At 33.5% G+C, this 19,063-nt stretch carries 14 protein-coding genes; 5 read left to right on the plus strand and 9 right to left on the minus strand.

The genetic code is table 11. The features are described 5' to 3' along the window. Positions 1-89: 89 nt before the first annotated feature. Positions 90-941, plus strand: coding sequence for a CPBP family intramembrane glutamic endopeptidase (locus ACFFGL_RS00360; protein WP_378927772.1), 852 nt, complete (start codon positions 90-92; stop codon positions 939-941). A gap of 242 nt (positions 942-1,183) precedes the next feature. Next, the gene (locus tag ACFFGL_RS00365) at positions 1,184-2,476 is read left to right on the plus strand and encodes a hypothetical protein (protein WP_309729225.1); all 1,293 of its coding nucleotides are present in this window, start codon (positions 1,184-1,186) and stop codon (positions 2,474-2,476) included. A 574-nt stretch (positions 2,477-3,050) separates the two neighbouring features. Here the strand turns inward: ACFFGL_RS00365 and bshA are convergent. From bshA to ACFFGL_RS00405, 8 genes are all read right to left on the minus strand, one after another. Next, on the minus strand, positions 3,051-4,178 hold the full coding sequence (bshA, locus tag ACFFGL_RS00370; protein WP_309729227.1) for an N-acetyl-alpha-D-glucosaminyl L-malate synthase BshA: 1,128 nt from the start codon (positions 4,176-4,178) through the stop codon (positions 3,051-3,053). A 99-nt stretch (positions 4,179-4,277) separates the two neighbouring features. Continuing rightward, positions 4,278-7,193, minus strand: coding sequence for a glycoside hydrolase family 3 N-terminal domain-containing protein (locus ACFFGL_RS00375; protein WP_309729228.1), 2,916 nt, complete (start codon positions 7,191-7,193; stop codon positions 4,278-4,280). Between the two features lie 66 nt (positions 7,194-7,259). After that, positions 7,260-7,742, minus strand: coding sequence for an ABC transporter ATPase (locus ACFFGL_RS00380; RefSeq protein ID WP_309729230.1), 483 nt, complete (start codon positions 7,740-7,742; stop codon positions 7,260-7,262). A 33-nt stretch (positions 7,743-7,775) separates the two neighbouring features. Beyond that, positions 7,776-8,573: a (Fe-S)-binding protein gene (locus tag ACFFGL_RS00385; RefSeq protein WP_309729232.1), complete on the minus strand. Its 798-nt coding sequence runs from the start codon at positions 8,571-8,573 to the stop codon at positions 7,776-7,778. A 13-nt stretch (positions 8,574-8,586) separates the two neighbouring features. Then, the gene (locus ACFFGL_RS00390) at positions 8,587-9,027 is read right to left on the minus strand and encodes an LNS2 domain-containing protein (protein WP_309729234.1); all 441 of its coding nucleotides are present in this window, start codon (positions 9,025-9,027) and stop codon (positions 8,587-8,589) included. 5 nt (positions 9,028-9,032) lie between these two features. Further along, positions 9,033-10,373 carry a (Fe-S)-binding protein gene (locus tag ACFFGL_RS00395; RefSeq protein WP_309729236.1) on the minus strand — a complete coding sequence of 447 codons (1,341 nt, stop codon included), beginning with the start codon at positions 10,371-10,373 and terminating at the stop codon, positions 9,033-9,035. Positions 10,374-10,382: 9 nt separating this feature from the next. Next, positions 10,383-11,330 (minus strand): MlaD family protein, encoded by a 948-nt coding sequence (locus ACFFGL_RS00400; RefSeq protein ID WP_309729238.1) that lies wholly within the window; start codon positions 11,328-11,330, stop codon positions 10,383-10,385. Between the two features lie 54 nt (positions 11,331-11,384). After that, positions 11,385-12,482, minus strand: coding sequence for an N-acetylmuramoyl-L-alanine amidase family protein (locus tag ACFFGL_RS00405; RefSeq protein WP_309729240.1), 1,098 nt, complete (start codon positions 12,480-12,482; stop codon positions 11,385-11,387). A gap of 134 nt (positions 12,483-12,616) precedes the next feature. On the opposite strand from ACFFGL_RS00405, the gene ACFFGL_RS00410 reads away from it, so the two are divergent. The 3 genes from ACFFGL_RS00410 to ACFFGL_RS00420 are packed head-to-tail and all read left to right on the plus strand — an operon-like array spanning position 12,617 to position 17,455. Then, positions 12,617-15,322 (plus strand): putative LPS assembly protein LptD, encoded by a 2,706-nt coding sequence (locus tag ACFFGL_RS00410; RefSeq protein ID WP_309729242.1) that lies wholly within the window; start codon positions 12,617-12,619, stop codon positions 15,320-15,322. 10 nt (positions 15,323-15,332) lie between these two features. Next, positions 15,333-15,713: a RidA family protein gene (locus tag ACFFGL_RS00415; RefSeq protein WP_309729244.1), complete on the plus strand. Its 381-nt coding sequence runs from the start codon at positions 15,333-15,335 to the stop codon at positions 15,711-15,713. 14 nt (positions 15,714-15,727) lie between these two features. Further along, a complete protein-coding gene (locus ACFFGL_RS00420; RefSeq protein WP_309729246.1) occupies positions 15,728-17,455 on the plus strand; it encodes a sodium:solute symporter family protein in 1,728 nt (575 codons plus the stop codon). On the opposite strand, the gene ACFFGL_RS00425 is transcribed toward ACFFGL_RS00420, so the two are convergent. Beyond that, positions 17,452-19,008, minus strand: coding sequence for a carboxypeptidase-like regulatory domain-containing protein (locus ACFFGL_RS00425; RefSeq protein ID WP_309729247.1), 1,557 nt, complete (start codon positions 19,006-19,008; stop codon positions 17,452-17,454). The two genes, ACFFGL_RS00420 and ACFFGL_RS00425, sit on opposite strands and share 4 nt — an antisense overlap. Positions 19,009-19,063 lie beyond the last annotated feature (55 nt).

Genomic DNA, 19,063 nt, shown 5'->3' on the forward strand with positions numbered 1-19,063 from the left:
ACTACAGCTAACAACTCTTCAATATTGTCAAACAGCAAAGTTTTTTATATTTTAAAAACAGTAATTTTAGCAGAAAAATTGGCGCTTTTTTGCATGCTGATATTTTTACGTTACCGCTAGAAATAATTAAAAAAATGAGCATATTTAAAGCAATATTATTAACTTTCCTATTTATTCTAATATTTTCTACCTTTCAAATAATAACTTTATTACCATTTAAAGATTTTCTCTCTTCAAATCCCGACTTAGCTGAACACTTATTTGGGATCATTACTATCTTGGGATTTCTAATAAGTTATTCTATAATTTTTTATTTTTTTTGGAAGCCAAAACTATTTGATTTTAAAGAAGAAACTTTAAAATATTTAAAGCCTATTAATTTCATTTATTTATTCTTTATTGCATTCGGATTGGAACTTTTTGACAGAGTATTATTTGATTTAGATAAGCTTAAAGATTTCTACTTTAATGAAGAAAGTCTGATTGATTTTCCAGACTATTATGCAATTAATATTTCAAATATTTATCAAGCAGTTTCTGCTATTTTAATAGCTCCAATATTTGAAGAGCTCTTTTTTAGAAAGTATATTCTTGGAAAACTATTATTAAGAAATAGCAAAATAATAGCATTGATAACTTCTTCTTTATGCTTTTCATTAATTCATATAGAAACTCCAAATAATCTATTGCCAACTTTTATATTCGGAATTATTAGCGGTTTCATATTTATTGAAACAAAGAAAATAATCTATAGTATTTTATTACATTTTTTCATGAACAGTTTTTGGTTAGCTTTATTACTCTATGGAGAAAATTATTTTAATTGGATTTACCAATTAAATTTTAATTTTATTTATTGGTCTTTGCCTTTAGTTGGAATAATTTTAGGTTCATTTGGAATATATAAAATAACTACAGCCAACAATGCATATCACAAATAGTTGCGTCTTTTATAAATCAGAAAAATTGGTATATTTGATAGCCGCAAAATCTTTTGATTTACAACTCTTTTTTATTTTATAGTTGTTGGTTGTAGTCCTTCGGTAGACATTTTAAACAGAAAAGATAAAACAAAATACAAAAGTTTTGGCTTGTGGGGAGATTGAAAATTAAATCATATCTGCACGCTAATTGCTATATACAAAACCGTTATGCATTATTTTAAAAACCGAACGAAACAAGTATGAAAACTTATTTACAACTAATTTTTCTATCAATTTTACTTTTGACTTTTGGTTGTAAAGAAAAAACAAGCGGACAAAAAAAGAAGGAAAGCGAGAAACAAATTGAACAACAAAAATCGTTTGAACAACAAAAAGATGCGATAGAAGAAAAAAAGAAGAAAGTACAACCAACGCACTATGAACATAAATACGTAATTGCAAGGTCAGGTTTAAATTATAGAGATTCCCCAGATGGAAAAGTTCTGGGTAAATTTCCATTAAACACATCTTTAAGATTAGTAGAGTACACAAAAATCTCTGACACAATAAATGACGCTGGTAAATTAATTGTTGATAAATGGGTTGGAGTTCAAAACTGGATGCTTCCTGACAAAAAAATGGATACAGTATATGTATTTAATGGCTTTTTATCAAATTCCTTTGTTCAATCAGATATTAAATTATATTACGCTTCTTCCTTCTATAAAGAAAAAGACGGAAAAACGAGAACTGCGTTTTTAAACCTATCTCAAACTTACTTTGAAGATGCTTATAACGAAACCGGTAATAAAAATAGAAATTCAATTTTTACCGAAAGTGATTTAGAAAAAGACACAATAAGACTTAATAAAAGTCAAAGGGATAAATTTCTTAAGTATTCAGATATATCAGAATCAGATAAAGTATTTGTCTATTTAATATCAAGTGATCAAATACAAACTTACAATGTCAATGACTTGCCTGTAATAGCTTGTATGAACCCTTATGGACCTTCAAACGATTATAGAAATGATGAATTGGATTATATGCTCGGATTTGATTTGGGGAAAAGCATTTCAAACTGGGATGAGAATTTAGTATATGTAGGTAAAGAAAATCCTTTTCAAACAGGAAAAATAAAACCGATAATTTGGACAAAAATTGAAGATAATCAATTTCCAATCGCTAAAGATTTAAAGAACAAAATTGACTTGAGCACCTATTTTTTTGCGACAGAAAAATATGATTATTATTTACAAAAGCCCACAGAAAATATAAGCAGTTACCATTTAGTAATTTTAGATAAAATTACTAAATCCGAAATATTAAATACAAACTATTACGATGGGGAATCGACATACCTAACACGACTAAAAATTGCGGAAAGTGAAAATGAAAGAGACATACGCCAATCTCAATGGACTGGAGAAATAATAAAAAATAAAGCTACCGTTGTATTTGGATTCGTAGGTCATAGTTTTGGATGCCCATCAATCACAATTTTAGATGAAACAGAACCAGAAATACAAATACTTTGTGATAACAGACACTAAAAAAACGAACGCACAACAATGACTACAAGTAATTGCTTATTCTCGCCTACTTCTGAAAATCCTCGCGGATTTTCTATTCCGCTTTTGTTTGCTAAATTAGGTACTTAAATACGCCAATAATCATATACAATCACGTTGTAGCCAATACAGATACTCCAATTTTAAATTTAATGAACCAAATTCTGAATAAAATAATTGAAGATTTCATTTTGAAAAAGAATCTGATTTATATGAAAAAATTCGTGTAAATCCATTTAAAAGGATTCTACCAATGGGTAGTTTTTGGATTAACTTATTCAATCAGGTTTACAATAAAAATTTCCATATAATCGTAGTGACGCCCTATGAGCAGTGTGGACTAAATAGGAAGTTCTAGGAAGCGTCCCCATAGGTAAATATCTCTGAAAGTACGAAATACCGGTTTATAAAACCGAAAGTAATAACCGAAAAAGGGCTCATTAATTAGGAACTCAAAAAAATAAGCGTACTAGAGAAAATGGGCACCGTTAATACTCACCTTTGTATTCATTACTCTAAAAATTAGGAAAACGTCCCTTTTAAATTAAACCTGTCTTCAAGATTTTTGTAGTGCTTTTGCATACACTTCTTCATAAAGGGGTACAATCGTCTCAATATCAAATTTTGAAGCCATTTTTTTTGCGTTTTCCTTAAACTTTTTCAATTCAACATCTTCAGTTAGAATTTCTAAGGCGTAATGCGCCATTTTTTCAGTATCTCCTACGTCTGCTAAAAATCCTGAAAAACCGTGCTTATTTACTTCCGGTAAACCTCCAGTATTTGTAGAAATTACAGGAACTCCATTCACCATTGCTTCCAAAGCGGCCAAACCGAAACTTTCGTTTTCAGATGGGAGTAGAAATAAATCTGAAAAACATAAAATTTTATTGACTTCATTGCTTTCTCCCATAAAAATAACTTTTTCGAAAACGCCTAATTCTCTTGCTAAATTTTTCGCGTTTTCAATTTCGGGTCCTTCACCAACCATAATAAGTTTGGCTTTCAATTTTTCAGTTACTTTTTGAAAAATCCGAATTACATCGTCAACTCGTTTTACTTTCCGAAAATTACTAACATGCGTAATTATTCTTTCATCTTCTTCAGCCATAATTCCGCGTTGACAATCTTCAAAAGTTGTTTTTCTTTTCGATGAATCGATAAAATTATGGACTACTTGAATTTCAGTTTTAACATCAAAATATTTTAAGGTATCGTCTTTTAAGCTTTGCGAAACTGAAGTGACCACATCACTTTTATTTATACTAAAGGTTACGGCGGGTTTATAAAAAGGATGATTCCCAACCAAGGTAATATCAGTCCCGTGTAACGTTGTTACCATAGGAATATGAATTCCTTCTTCCTTTAGCATTTTCTTTGCCATATAACCTGCGTACGCGTGCGGAATTGCATAATGTACGTGCAAAACATCTAATTGATGAAGCTTAACCATATCTACTAATTTACTTGATAAAGCGAGTTCATAAGGTTGATAATGAAAAAGTGGATATTCGGGAACGTTTACTTGATGATAATGAATGTGATTAGAAAGGTATTCTAAACGAACCGGTTGTTTATAGGTAATAAAATGTATTTCGTGTCCTCTTTTTGAAAGTGCCATTCCTAATTCTGTAGCCACAACTCCGCTTCCACCAAAAGTAGGATAGCAAACAATACCTATTTTCATTCGTTAGTTAATTTTATTACCAATAGAAATTTTTAATATAGCTCAAAAATAAGCCTTTCCGAGGAAGTGAAAGAAGAAATAAACGAAGTTTAACGTTAATTAAAATGAAATGGCTTCGTAAATTAAACGCTGAATTTTTGTTCTAATATCTTCAGAAATGAGTTTTCTATTGGAAGCATCGGGGAAAGTTCTATTAGAGAGGAAAATATAGACAATTTCTTCTTCAGGATCTGCCCAAGCGTACGTTCCTGTAAAACCGGTATGCCCAAAACTTGTCATGGATACGCAACCACAAGTTGGACCAACTTGATGTAATTGTGGTTTATCGAAACCTATTCCGCGGCGAACATCTTCATCGCAATAGTAACACGTATTAAAAGCATCGATGGTTTCTTGTTTAAAGAAACGCTTTCCGCCGTAAAAACCACCGTTTAAATACATCTGCATAATTTTAGCGACATCGTTTGCATTGCTAAATAGTCCCGCGTGACCTCCTACTCCACCAAACATTGCAGCGCCTTGATCATGAACATACCCTTGAATTCGCTGTTCACGCCAATAATCATCTTCTTCCGTAGGGATTATTTCATCTTTTTCAAATCTATTTAGCGGCAAATAACCGGTTCTATTTGCACCCAACGCTTCATAAAAATGCTCTTCGGTAAGTGCTGCTAAAGAAGAAGTATAATGATGTTCTAAATATTTTTTCATTAAATAATACGGCAAATCGCTGTATTTGTATTCTTTTTTTCGAAGCAAATCACTTTCTATAATTTCTTGATAAACCGAATCTTTTAAATCGCCACGCATATAAAAATCTTCAGCAACTTTAGTGTTGAAAATTAAATTTTCTTGATTTCTGAAATAAATAGAGGAAGCTTTATTTGTTTTCTTGTCTAGCGTTCCTATATAAAAGGGAATCCATGGTTTTAAGCGTGCATAATGACTTAGCATTTCTTTAAGCGTAATATTCGCCTTATTTGAATTTTTTGTTTCGGGTAAAATTTCTTTCAGTTTCGTATCAACATCTATTTCTCCTTCTTCTTGTAATTCCATTAATAAAGGAAGCGTAGCTAAAATTTTTGTCAGCGAAGCTAAATCATACACATCGTCATGATTTACGGGAATTTCTTTATCATAGGTATGGTAACCGAAATTTTTACGATAAATTACTTTTCCTTTTCTCGCGATTAGCATTTGTAAACCCGGTGTCATTTCTTTATCAACCGCTAATTGTGCAATAGAATCAATTTTAGAAAGTTTAGCTGAATTCATTCCGACACTTTCAGGAATTCCATAAGACAAGCGTTTTAACGCAGCGGTTTTAAATTGGGTTCCCGCAGGAAAATTTTTGTGGATACTTACCGGTAATTTCCCTTTTGCTTCGATTGCTCCAAAAATTGCTTGTGCGGTTTTTTGTTGCGCGATTTCACTATTTTGATAGCCTAAAATTATCCCGTCGATATTGGTAAAACTATTGATGTCGAGTAAAGCGTAAGGTCTAGCGAAAACACTTAAAATCAGTTTGTTTTTACGCGCGATTTCGTGAAGCCAAACCAATTCTTGATCGGTGAACTTATAATCTTTCCAAGGGCTTTCATTAGATTTATGGAAACCCGCAATTACAATATCGTATTCATTTAACTTTGTTAGCAATTCATCGAGATGAGCTGCTTCTATTTTATCGATTTTGGTATAGGCTTTTAGTTGCTTTAAAAAAGCATCTCCGTTATCATCGCCCATTGAAACATAAGCGATTTTTGAATTTTGAAGGTCTTCTATCGGTAAAATACCACGATTGTTTTTTATAACCGTCACGGCTTTTTCCATGACTTCACTATAAATTAAATCATTTCTGATAGAATTTAAATCGTTTATTAAATAGGTTGTATCTATTGCTTTGTAATTGTTCAAGCCAACTTTATATTTCGCGGCAAGAATTTTTTTAACTGAATGTTGCAATCTATTTTCTGTAATGACGCTATCTTGATAGGCTTTTATGAGAATATCTGTGGCTTTAGGAACATCTTCAGGAATTAAAAGAATATCATTTCCCGCCAGAAATGCTTCTAAATCTACACGCCCGGGTTCATCATAATTGGCGATGCCTTTCATATTTAAAGCATCCGTAAAAATTAAGCCTTTGTAATTATATTTTTCTTTTAATAAATCGGTAATTATGGGTTTTGAAATGGAAGAAGGATAATTTAAGCGATTATCTAAGGCAGGGACATTTAAATGACCTACCATAATACTGGAAACCCCTGCATCTATAAGTTCTCTAAACGGATAAAGTTCTGTTTTTCGTAAACGATGGATGCTAAAATCTAAGGTCGGTAAAGCTTTATGCGAATCGGTATCGGTATCGCCGTGACCGGGAAAATGTTTCGCACTCGATAAAACTCCTTCGCTATGCATTCCTTGCATAAAAGCAATAGCTTTTTCGGTGACTTCTTCTCTATTCTCCCCAAAAGAGCGATTACCAATAATAGGGTTTTCTGGGTTTACGTTAATATCGGCAACGGGAGCAAAATTAATATGAACGCCTAAGCGTTTGCAGTGTTTGGCGATTTGAGCGCCTACTTGTTCTATTAACAAATTATCTTCCACAGCGCCTAAGGTCATATTCCAAGGAAAAGCGTAGGTAGAATCTAACCGCATGGCTAAACCCCATTCGGCATCCATTCCTATTAATAAAGGAATTTTCGCGGCTTCTTGGTATTCGTTGGTAAGTTTTGCCTGCTGAATTGGTCCGCCTTTTGAAAAAATAATTCCGCCGATATGATATTCTTCAACTAAGGCTTTAATTTTATCGGTTTCAGCTTTACTTTTATTTGAAAAGATATCGACCATAAAAAGTTGACCGATTTTTTCTTCCGTAGAAAGAGAATTATACAAACTATCCACCCAAATTTCTTGCATTAAGAAATCTTCGGTTGCTAAGGGATTTTTTTCTTGACTACTGACAAAAAAATAACTTAAAAGGAAAAAAAGTAAACTGATTTTTTTATTCATAAACTAACCGCTTTATCGATATGATAACGAATCAAGAATAGCACCAATTATTAAGTTAAAGGAATTTTATAGGAAGCGATTATGCCAACTTTCTGCTAAAGGAATTTCCCAATCTGATTCGAATTCCTCTTTTGTGTTTACTAAATTATTGAAAACAATAGTTTTAGGAGAAACCGAGCGATTTTTCACTAATTTTTTGAAGTCGATTAAAGGTTTATAAGCAATAAATTCACCTTGCTTAAAAGTAACATTCATTTTATCGAGTAAATCTATATTATATTCTTTCTCTAAGGATTGAATAAAATGAACGGACGCATCGATTGAACAACCGCTTGCAGCATTTACTTCTTGATCTAAACCAATAATAATAAATCGATTATAAGGAAAAGTTACCCCGGCTTTTAAATTGGCGCCGTGTGCTGTCCATTTTTCGAGAAATTGGTCAACTTCCGGTTTTAGCTTAGTTAATTCTTCTTCGGTAAAAGGGCGATTGGATTGATAAATCCATATTCTGGCTTCATCGGGTAAACTGTCAAAAGGAACGAGCATATAAATTTAGGGCTTCTGGAGTTAGAAAATTAATTAAAGTTCATCTGCTTCGGCAATCATTTCGGCTACATCTTTCACCTCAATTTTTCCTTCTTTATCTTTTCCTTTCACACCGTCGGTCATCATGGTATTGCAAAAAGGACAACCTGCGGCAATAACTTCTGGATTGGTTTCGATAGCTTGCTCGGTACGTTCTATATTTACGTCTTTATTTCCCGGTTCGGGCTCTTTAAACATTTGTCCGCCACCGGCACCACAACAAAGGCCGTTTTTTTTGCACTTGCGCATTTCAACAAGTTCCACTTCTAATTTTCGCAATAAATCACGCGGAGCTTCATATTCGTTATTGGCTCTTCCCAAATAACAAGGATCGTGGAATGTAATTCGTTTTCCTTTAAATTTTCCACCCTCAACTTTTAGTTTTCCTTCTTCTAAAAGGGATTTCAAAAATTGTGTATGGTGAAGAACTTCATAATTCCCACCTAATTCTGGATATTCGTTTTTTATGGTGTTGAAACAATGCGGACACGCGGTTACTATTTTTTCAATTTCATAACCGTTTAAAACTTCAATATTGGTCACGGCTTGCATTTGAAATAAAAATTCGTTTCCAGAACGTTTTGCCGGATCTCCCGTACAACTTTCTTCGGTTCCTAAAACGGCGAAATCTACTCCGGCTTTCGTAAGTAATTTTACAAAAGCTTTGGTAATTTTTTTGGCTCTATCATCAAAACTTCCGGCGCAACCTACCCAAAACAACACTTCGGGTTTTTTGCCTTCTGCCATGTATTCTGCCATTGTTGGAACTTTTATTGCTTCTGCTTCAGCCATATATTTTTATGCTTTATTCGTCTTTAAAGACTTGTATTTTATATTCTTTTTCAATTAAATCGGTAAATTTCCCTTTATAGCGGGTTGCTTTTACCATATGATTATCTATCCAATGATAATTTCCACCTCTGGGTTTTCCCATTAATAAGGTGTGGTACTTAAAGTTATGCTTTTCTAACCAATTTTCGGTTACGTCCCGATGTTCTTCTGTTCTTGAAGTAAAAAAACAAATTTGGTGACCTTCTTCATACCATTTGTTTACGGTTTGCAAAGCATCCAGATAAGGTTCGCAGGTTTCCATTCGTTCGGGTTCTTCATTAGGAATATCATCGGTTATTGTACCATCAATATCAATTAAAAAATTTTTTATTTCAGCGGAAAGTATAGGACTAACGTGAGAGCCATCTTTCGATTTCTTCTTTGTTAAATTAAGTTTACAAGCCCTTTTTTCCATTTAAATTAATCTTCTTTTGCCCAATTTAACCTATCCATTTGATTGTAAGGCCAAGGTGCTCCATTATTTTCAATATTGCTCATCGCAATATTTAGTTCGTTTGGCGCGGCACTTTGTTCCATAACTAAGTAACGTCGCATATCCATAATTATAGATAATGGATCGATACCAATAGGACAAGCTTCTACACAAGCGTTACACGTGGTACACGCCCATAATTCTTCTTTAGTAATATAATCATCAAGAAGTTGTTTACCATCTTCTTTAAACTCTCCGTTTTTACTAATGTTAGCGCCGATTTCTTCTACTCTATCGCGCGTATCCATCATTATTTTTCGTGGAGATAATTTTTTACCGGTTTGGTTTGCAGGACATTCAGAAGTACATCTTCCGCATTCGGTACATGTATAGGCGTTTAAAAGCTGAACCCAATTTAAATCGGTTGCATCACTTGCACCAAATTTTTCTGGTACTTGTTCCTCTTCTTCAGGATCGGGCGCTGCAAAAGGATCTGCTGACGGATCCATCATTAATTTTACTTCTTGGGTAACCGATTCTAAATTATCGAATTTACCTTTTGGTTTTAAATTCGCATAATACGTATTAGGAAAGGCAAGTAAAATGTGTAAATGTTTAGAATAGTAGAGATAGTTTAAGAAAAATAATATTCCTAGAATATGAAGCCACCAGGCCGCACGTTCAACAATAATTAGTGTAGCATTGCTGAACCCATCAAATAAAGGTAGTAAATATTGGCTTATGGGAAATGAACCCATAATACCTGCTTGGTTTGCATAATGTTCGGCGCCATTAAGTTGAAGTTGGTAATCGGTAGCATTCATAATTAAAAAAAGGGCCATTAAAACCATTTCAAAATAAAGGATATAATTGGCATCATCTTTTGGCCAACCTTTCATTTCATTTGCCCAAAAACGTCTTATTTTTTGAACATTTCTTCTTAACCAAAATACAATTACGCCAATTAATACAAGTAAAGCCAATACTTCAAAAGAAGCGATTAAGACATCGTAAAAAGTACCTAAAAATGAAAAAATTCGATGTGTTCCGAAAATACCATCGATAATAATTTCTAAAACTTCAATATTTATAATAACAAAACCAACATAGACGAAAATATGCATGATGCCTGCGATTGGTCTTCTAACCATTTTAGATTGACCTAAGGCCACTCTCGCCATATTTCCGAAGCGCTCTTTTGGGTTATCGGTTCTGTCGATGTCTTTTCCTAATTTTATATTTCTTATTAGTTTACGAACGTTTCTAATAAAAAATCCTATTCCAAAAACAAAGGCGATAACGAAAATAAGTTGGGAAATAAACTGCATAGGGTTTTCTTACTTTAATGAATCTTTTGGCTTTTTATATTTGGTGTTGTTTTTTCCGAAAACTGAAAAATGTACATAGCGTTTTGGATTTAACTTTATGTCTTGTAACAATTCTTCTAATTGTCGGGTTGCGTTATCTAAATTATTATATACACTTTCATCATTTAACAGTTTTCCTGCCGTTCCTTTCCCATTATTTAAATCAGTGGAAATTTGCTGAAAATCTGCAATTACATGTTCAAAATCTTTTACAAGTTTATTCATATTGACTTGCGCCAATGTATCTGAAAATTTACTGAAATTTTGAGAGGTTTTATCAAGATTTGTAAACGTTCGGTCTAATTTATTACTATTTTCGGCTAAAAGATTATCCATTGAAGCGGCGACTCCTTTAAAAGAAGTCATCGTTTCATTTAATTGTTTAATGGAACCTTTTAAATTTTCTCGCGTATCTTTATCTAAAACTTGATTAAAGCCGGTAAGTAACGAATCTGCACTGGTTACTGTGTTTTCTAGTTTTTTCTGAAGCGGCGTTAACCGATTATTTACCAATTCTAGTAAACCTTCATCTATTTCGCCTTGTAAAGTATCGCCGCTTTTAGCGAGTTCTCCGCCATACTTAGGAATAATCGCCATAGATTTTCCGCCGATAATTCCACCGCCGTAAACTTGAGCTATGCTATTTTCTGAAAAAGCAAAATCATTTTGTACCGTCATACTGACTAATAATTTTCCTTTTTCATTTAAAAATTTAATATCGGTTACAGTACCTACTTGTAACCCGTTAATGGTTACTTTCGATGATTTTGCTAAGCCTTCAACATTATCGTAAACGGCATAAAAGGTTCTGTTAGACTCAAGCAGGTTATTCCCTTTAAGAAAACTGTACCCGAACACCAATAAAATAATTGCGACAATTACGAGTAAAGCAGTTTTAACTTCTCTGGTTAGTTTCAAATGAATAGAATTTAGTTAATGACAAATTTAAGGATTAAATATAGAAAAGTTGAACTATTTAGCTTTAGTTTTTAACGCCTCATTAACGCTGATCTTCTTTCCATTTCTAAAAGCGACAATATAACTTCCTTTATAGCCGGCAGTTTTCGCTTTATTTTGTTTTTCTTGAATTAAAAGATAATCGGAGGTATTTCCATAGTAATATTTATACAACTTCCCTTCTTTTTCGCGCTCTACATTTTCTAGTCCTTTAAAATTATAGGGCGCGGTTTCTAATGCTGTAGAGCCAGCAGCAATTTGAACTTTAAAGATAATATTCTCATAAACTTCCGTTTTTTTAGAAGTTGGTTCTGATGATATATTTTCAAATGCATTCAGATTTAAACTTTTTTTATAATTTATTATGCCTTCTAAAATAGCTTCAGCCATTTTATCCTGGCCACTTTGGGAATTCAAATATTTTCCTTCGGAATTATTAGTTAAGAATCCTGTCTCTATCAATACACTTGGCATATAGGTTTCTCGTAATACTAAAAAACCTGCTTGCTTTACACCTCTATCTCTTCGTTTTAAAACATTCGTAAATTGTTTTTGTACAAAATCTGCCAATAAAATACTTTGGTCTAAAAACTCTTCTTGCATTAACGTCATTCCTATATATGATGAAGGATCTTTAGGGTCAAAACCATTATATTTAACTTCATAATCTTCCTCTAAATAAATTACGGAGTTCTCTTTCATTGCTATTTCTAAATTATCTTTACTTCTATGTAGCCCTAACACAAAAGTTTCACTACCATAGGCTTGTGAAGAACTTGCAGCATTGCAATGAACAGAAACAAATAAATCTGCATTTTCATTATTTGCAATATCTGCTCGTTTATGAAGTGGAATAAAAACATCTGTTTTTCTTGTATAGATAACTTTTATCCCTTCCATATTTTCCAGTTGTTTACCTACTTTTAAAATAATACTTAGGGCAATATCTTTTTCTAAATAGCCATTTGTAGACTTTCCGGGATCTTTTCCACCGTGCCCTGCGTCGAGTACCACAACAAATTCTCTATTGGGTTTTTCTGCTGCAAAACCCGTAAAATTGAATTGAGTAAAACAGATAATTAATACGAAAATTTGAAATATATTCGTTTTCATAAAAGACGATAGATTAAGCTTGTTGATCACTATAGATTTTATTTTGTAAATTTCTCAGGCGAGCTTTCAAAAATATATGTAATTTTGGGCATTCAAAAAGCAAGCCAAACATTACAAAAATAGTACTATAAGCATTGCGGACAAACTTACCTTACATACTTTTTATATTATTAGTAATATTTTTTGGTAATAGCGCTCATGCTCAAGAAATTGACACCATTACGCGACCAAGAATTCCGGCTGTAGAAGAAAACGAACCACAACCTATCGACTCTATTCAGCTTACTGAAAAAGATAATCTCCGCGAAACAGATAGCATGCAACTAGATTCGGTTAAGCCAAAACAAAGTTTTTTATCAAGCGATGTTAACTATTCCGCGAAAGATTATATTCGTTTCGACCGAAAAAACAATCGTGTATATTTATATAATGAAGCTGAAATTGTTTACGGCGATATGACTATTAAAGCCGGAATAATTATTCTCGATAACACTAAAAATGAAGTTTACGCCTTCGGAATAAAAGATTCTGCTGACGCGTACACGCAACGTCCGGTTTTTACACAATTGCAAAATACCGTTGAACCTGATAGCATTCGTTTTAATTTCGATACTGAAAAAGCGCTGGTTTATAATTCTAGAACCGAACAAGGAGAATTCAAAGTAAAAGGTGAAGTGACCAAGCGCGAAAACGATTCGGTCTATTACATGAAAAATGTAAAATTCACGACCGCTCCAGATATCGAAAATCCTGATTATTATTTTTTCGCTAGAAAAATAAAAATGGTACCCGATAAAAAAATTGTAACAGGCTTGGTAAATTTATGGATTGCAGATGTACCCACGCCACTTGGTTTACCATTTGGTTATTTTCCGTTAACTGATGAACGCGCTTCAGGTTTTATCATTCCATCGTTTGGAGATAACCAAAATCGTGGTTATTTCTTACAAAATGGAGGCTATTATTTTGCGCTTAGCGATTTTGTAGATTTAACGGTTTTAGGCGATTATTACACCAATGGAAGTTACGGTTTGCGGTTCGAATCGAATTACGCTAATCGTTATCAGTATCGCGGAAATGCAAGTTTTCGATATGAGAAATTACTAAATGAAGAACGTGGTTTTCCAAATTTTTCTGAACAATCTATTTATAACCTCCGGTGGACGCATACGCAAGATCAAAAAGCGAATCCTTCTTCCCGTTTTCAAGCTTCGGTTAACTTAGGAAGTAGTACCTATTACCAACAAACCATTAACCAAACCAATACGGGGAATTTCTTGAACAATAGTATGAATTCTTCCGTAAGTTATTCTAAAACTTTTGAAGGTGATCCGCAGGTAAACGTTAGTTTAAATGCTACGCATAATCAAAATACACGAACACAAGAAATTAATATGACCTTGCCTACTTTACAAGGTAGCGTTTCTAGAATTTATCCGTTTGCTTCCGGTTCAGGAACTAAAAAAGGAATTATTGAAAACATCAACCTTCAATACAACATTAGAGGTGAAAACAGATTTAGAACCACCGATTCTTTATTTTTTAAACCTGAAATGTTTGAAAATATGATTTCCGGTGTGCAACATACCATTCCTATAAATACAAACTTTAAAGTACTCAATTATTTTAGTGTAAGTGCCGGAACGAATTTGCAAGAAAATTGGGTTTTTAAAACCTATGAAAAATCGTACGATGCGCAACGGCAAGAAGAAGTAATCGACACGGTAAATGGTTTCGATGCTTACCGAACTTATAATTTCAATTCGAGTATTGGTACTACAATTTACGGATTATTCAAATTTAATCCCGATAGTAAAATAAAAGCGATTCGCCATGTAATTCGACCTTCGTTGAGTTATAATATTAATCCGAAATTCGACCAATTTTACGATTCATATTTAATTCCCGCAACCTCAGGATTAGATGAAAAAACAGTTAAATACTCTCGTTTTGAAAATACACTTTTTGGAGCTCCTAGTAGAAGGTATTCCAGTTCTGTCGGACTTTCGGTCACAAATGATTTTGAAGCAAAAATAGAAGCCAAAGATTCGTTAGCGGAAGAACCGAGAAAAATAAGTCTGCTGAAAAACTTGCAATTTTCAACCTCTTATGATCTTGCTGCCGATTCGTTAAAACTAACACCGGTGACTATTCGCGGAACGCTTCCGGTAGTTCAAGATAAATTCGATATTAATTTTAATGGTGCGCTCGACCCGTATGCGCTAAATAATAAAAATCAACGAATTGATAAACTCAACATTAATAATGGCGGAAGTTTATTCAGGTTAACGCGTGCGAATGTTAGTTTTGGCTATTCTTTTTCAAGTTCAGATTTTACCGGAGGTGAGAAAAACCCCGATGAATTAGAAAATGAAACGTTTAGAAATGGTGGAAGACCTGATGATTTATTCGGAAAATCAATGGACCAAGATGGCCAATTTTACGACGAATACGAAGAAGAAGAGGAAGAAGAAATTGTAGAAAACGATACCGAACGCTATAATTATAAAATTCCGTGGGATTTACGTCTGTCTTACACGATGACTTATGATAACGCAACCCGAAATAGTGAAATTTCTTCTCATTCCATCATGTTTTCAGGAAATGTAGAACTTTCACCACGTTGGTCTGTCGGTGCTTCTTCAGGCTACGATTTAAAAAATAAAGGTTTTACCTATACTCAATTACGATTTGCCCGTGATTTAGAAAGCTGGCGAATGACTTTTAACTGGACTCCCTTCGGAAATCGGGCTTCGTGGTATTTCTTCATCGGAATTAAAGCAAGCGTATTAAGCGACATAAAATACGATAAAAACAGAGAACGCGACCGAAGCTTATAAACTTATAACTATGAAAAAAATAATTACTACCCAAAACGCTCCGGCTCCAATTGGGCCTTATAATCAAGCAATTTTAGTGAATGGTTTTCTATACACTTCTGGGCAAATTGCAATTGATCCAAAAACAAATGAATTGGTAACCGATTCTTTAGAAAAGGAAACGCGTTTGGTTATGGAAAATTTAAAAGCGATTTTAGCTGAAGCTGAAATGACTTTAGAAAATGTAGTAAAGACCTCTATTTTTATTAGTGATATGAATAATTTCGCTAAAATAAATAAAATTTACGCTACTTATTTTAATGAAGAAACCGCTCCTGCAAGAGAAACTGTAGAAGTGGCTAACTTACCAAAATTTGTAAATGTTGAGATTAGCGCTATTGCTGTAAAATAAATTCATTCAACTCCATGGAATTAGCTCGTATAGATTGGATTCTTATTATTTCCTTTTTTGCCATAAGTTTACTTATTGGAGTTGTAATAGCCAGAAAAAGTGGAAAAGACGTTAATAGCTTTTTCCTTTCGAATAGAAATATGCCGTGGTGGCTTTTAGGCGTTTCTATGGTTGCAACTACGTTTGCAGCAGATACACCAGGGTTAGTCGCCGGAATTGTAAGAAAAAATGGAGTTTACGGAAATTGGATTTGGTGGAGTTTTTTACTCACTGGAATGCTCACAGTTTTCTTTTACGCAAAATTATGGCGAAAAAGTAACATTACCACAGATTTAGAATTTTATGAGCTTCGCTATAGCGGAAAAAGCGCCGCGATTTTGCGAGGTTTCCGAGCAATATACTTAGGGGTATTTTTCAACATTGTGATTATGGCGGGTGTTTGTTTGGCAGCCATAAAAATCGGTCACGTAATGTTCGGTTTTTCTGAAGTTCAAACGCTTGTAATCGCCTCATTGGTAACGGTAATTTATTCGATGCTTGGGGGTTTACAAGGGGTTTTAATTACTGATTTTATTCAATTTATTATCGCGATGGTCGGAAGCGTTTGGGCGACGGTTTACATTTTAGATCTTCCTGAAATTGGCGGCGTTGAAAAATTGTTAGCAAATCCTGCTATTGCTGAAAAAACTCAATTTTTTCCTGATTTTACCAAACCTGAAATATTTATTCCGTTGTTAATAATTCCGCTTGCGGTACAATGGTGGAGCGTTTGGTATCCCGGGTCTGAACCTGGCGGAGGCGGTTATATTGCCCAACGAATGTTGGCCGCAAAAAATGAAAAACATGCTATTTTAGCCACCTTGTTTTTTAATATCGCACATTACGCTTTACGTCCTTGGCCGTGGATTCTTATTGGTTTAGCTTCGGTTATAATTTATCCTGATTTAGCGAGTTTACAAAAAGCATTTCCAGATTTAAGCGCGACCTTTATTAAAGATGATCTTTCGTATTCGGCAATGTTGGCTTTTCTTCCTGCCGGATTATTAGGAATTGTAATTACTTCGCTTATCGCGGCTTTTATGAGTACAATTTCTACACATTTAAATTGGGGAAGCAGTTATGTGGTAAATGATTTTTACGCGCGATTTGTAAAACCAAAATCTTCAGAAAAAGAAAAGGTTTTAGTCGGAAGAATTTCAACTTTCGTGATGATGATTTTGGCGGGTTTACTTTCTTTATTTTTAGAAGAAGCGCAAGAAGCCTTTAATTTATTACTTCAAATTGGGGCGGGAACCGGTTTGTTATTTATTTTACGTTGGTTTTGGTATAGAATTAATCCGTTTAGTGAAATTACGGCGATGGGTGTTTCATTTTTAGTTGCGGTATTCTTTTTTATAAATGATAAAATGGAAAATCCTTTTATTGAAATCGCTTCGCATTGGCAATTGGTTTTTGGGGTTTGTATAACTACCCTGGCTTGGGTAAGCGTGAGTTTTTTAACCCGGCCTACTTCCGCAGAAAAAATTCGTTCTTTTGAAAACCAAGTTTTCGATAAAGAAGGAAGATTCAATAATTTTAAATTTAAAATCGCTGCTTTTTTCTTAGGTACAATTGCTGTTTACAGTATTTTATTTGGTACCGGTTATGTAATTTATAACGATTTTCTGTTTGCCGGAATCGCGTTTTTAACCAGTTTAATTTGCTGGGTTTTATTGCTTAAAAACTGGAAGAAAATTATTTAATATTCGTATTCTTCGATATCTTCAGTTGGTGCGATGATGTTATAATCTTTCCAAGTTTCAGGGTTATAAGTTGATGTTTTTTCAACAGGAATGCCTAAATTTTCTTTAAATGACGCAAATTCACTTGTAGTAATTGTTTTAGAATCAATAACTAAATATTCATTTGTATAAGCGTTATCAAATTCCATAGTGAATTTAAATTTCAACTTAATTCTGTCGTCTTTGTTATCATCATTTTCTTTGAAAACAAATGACCGATCTGCATAAGCGTACATTTTTCCAGTAGTTCGAATGTATTTAGGAGAATATTTTTCGTTCTCGTTTTTCTGAAATATTACCGTTCCTCCTTTTTCTCGTTCTACAAATTTAATTCCCAATAAAAGTTTCCAATTAAATTTTTTGCCGTGTTCCCCTTCATCTAATTGATAATCGGCTTTTACTACGGCAAAAGTTTCGGTTGAAACATAAATTTTACCGATGTATTTTCCGCCGCCGCCAAAAAAGCCGCTATCGGGTTTAAAAGAAATTACATAAATAAATTCGCCGTTATAGGTAGAAACATTATCGATAGTATATTCATAATCATCAATTTCAGTAATATAATTAAAAATGGGACCGCCGCCATTTCCGGTTCCGCCAATGGCGAGTTGAACTCCTTCGTCAGCATTATGGAAAATATCGTTTGCTAGAAGATTATCGTATTTATAACGCAACGAATTTGTTGAGAGAGAATCAATACTGTCTTTTTCTGCATTCATAAAACTGCTTGAAAGATCTACAGAATCACCAATTGGAATAATTCCTGTTCTTACTTTAAAAGTGTTCGAACTTTTTATTTTTTTTCCTATTTGCTCTACCACATCACCTAAGAGCGAACTCATCGAGTTATTCTTTTTTTCGTTTACGAGCGTAGTGGCTTTTTTAACAGCTATTTTTAGCGAATCTTTTTCGTTTATGGCAACTTCCGTTAAGTCTGCATCAAAAAAACTTGTGGTAGTACCTTTTGCTTTTGCGGCAAACTTTTCCATATTTTCATTAAACTCGCGTAAGGTTTTCTTCGGAATAAAATCTGCCTTTTTTATATCGAATTTTAATCTTCCCGGTGTTGTACTATTTTTCGCACGATGAAAAATACTGAACTTCATGGATGAATTATTGTAGTTTTCTTTAATGTTTTCATTCACGCGTTGCATAACTTCTTCCGCAGTAAGTTTTCTATCCATCAACAAAACTTCATCAAGCTCATCAACGGCTTCTTGTAATAAAACTTTTTCTTCTTGGTAATCTTTTAAAGCAATACTTTTTTTCTGATAACCCACCATTGAAAAGGTTAACGAATCGGTTTCTGCAAATTGGCTAACATTAATACTGAATTTTCCTTCTTGGTTGGTAATTACACCGTAATTCTCCCCTATTTGAACATTTACAAAAGGAATAGTTTCATTTGTTTTTTTGTCGATTACCCTACCTGAAACAGTTTGAGCAAAAAGTGAAATTGAAGAAAAAAGAATAAATAGTATAGCAAGAACTGATGAAAAAGTATTTTTTCTCATAATAACAACTGGATTAGATGCTAAATATAGAAAATTTACAGATAGAAAATGAGGC

Source organism: Mesonia maritima, assembly GCF_042433895.1.
Lineage (GTDB): Bacteria > Bacteroidota > Bacteroidia > Flavobacteriales > Flavobacteriaceae > Mesonia > Mesonia maritima.

Excerpts from the sequence above, each read along its gene's own strand:
- ACFFGL_RS00365 (WP_309729225.1), top strand. The coding sequence starts at position 1,184 with ATGAAAACTTATTTACAACTAATTTTTCTATCAATTTTACTTTTGACT.
- bshA (WP_309729227.1), bottom strand. The coding sequence starts at position 4,178 with ATGAAAATAGGTATTGTTTGCTATCCTACTTTTGGTGGAAGCGGAGTT.
- ACFFGL_RS00375 (WP_309729228.1), bottom strand. The coding sequence starts at position 7,193 with ATGAATAAAAAAATCAGTTTACTTTTTTTCCTTTTAAGTTATTTTTTT.
- ACFFGL_RS00380 (WP_309729230.1), bottom strand. The coding sequence starts at position 7,742 with ATGCTCGTTCCTTTTGACAGTTTACCCGATGAAGCCAGAATATGGATT.
- ACFFGL_RS00385 (WP_309729232.1), bottom strand. The coding sequence starts at position 8,573 with ATGGCTGAAGCAGAAGCAATAAAAGTTCCAACAATGGCAGAATACATG.
- ACFFGL_RS00390 (WP_309729234.1), bottom strand. The coding sequence starts at position 9,027 with ATGGAAAAAAGGGCTTGTAAACTTAATTTAACAAAGAAGAAATCGAAA.
- ACFFGL_RS00395 (WP_309729236.1), bottom strand. The coding sequence starts at position 10,373 with ATGCAGTTTATTTCCCAACTTATTTTCGTTATCGCCTTTGTTTTTGGA.
- ACFFGL_RS00405 (WP_309729240.1), bottom strand. The coding sequence starts at position 12,482 with ATGAAAACGAATATATTTCAAATTTTCGTATTAATTATCTGTTTTACT.
- ACFFGL_RS00415 (WP_309729244.1), top strand. The coding sequence starts at position 15,333 with ATGAAAAAAATAATTACTACCCAAAACGCTCCGGCTCCAATTGGGCCT.
- ACFFGL_RS00420 (WP_309729246.1), top strand. The coding sequence starts at position 15,728 with ATGGAATTAGCTCGTATAGATTGGATTCTTATTATTTCCTTTTTTGCC.
- ACFFGL_RS00425 (WP_309729247.1), bottom strand. The coding sequence starts at position 19,008 with ATGAGAAAAAATACTTTTTCATCAGTTCTTGCTATACTATTTATTCTT.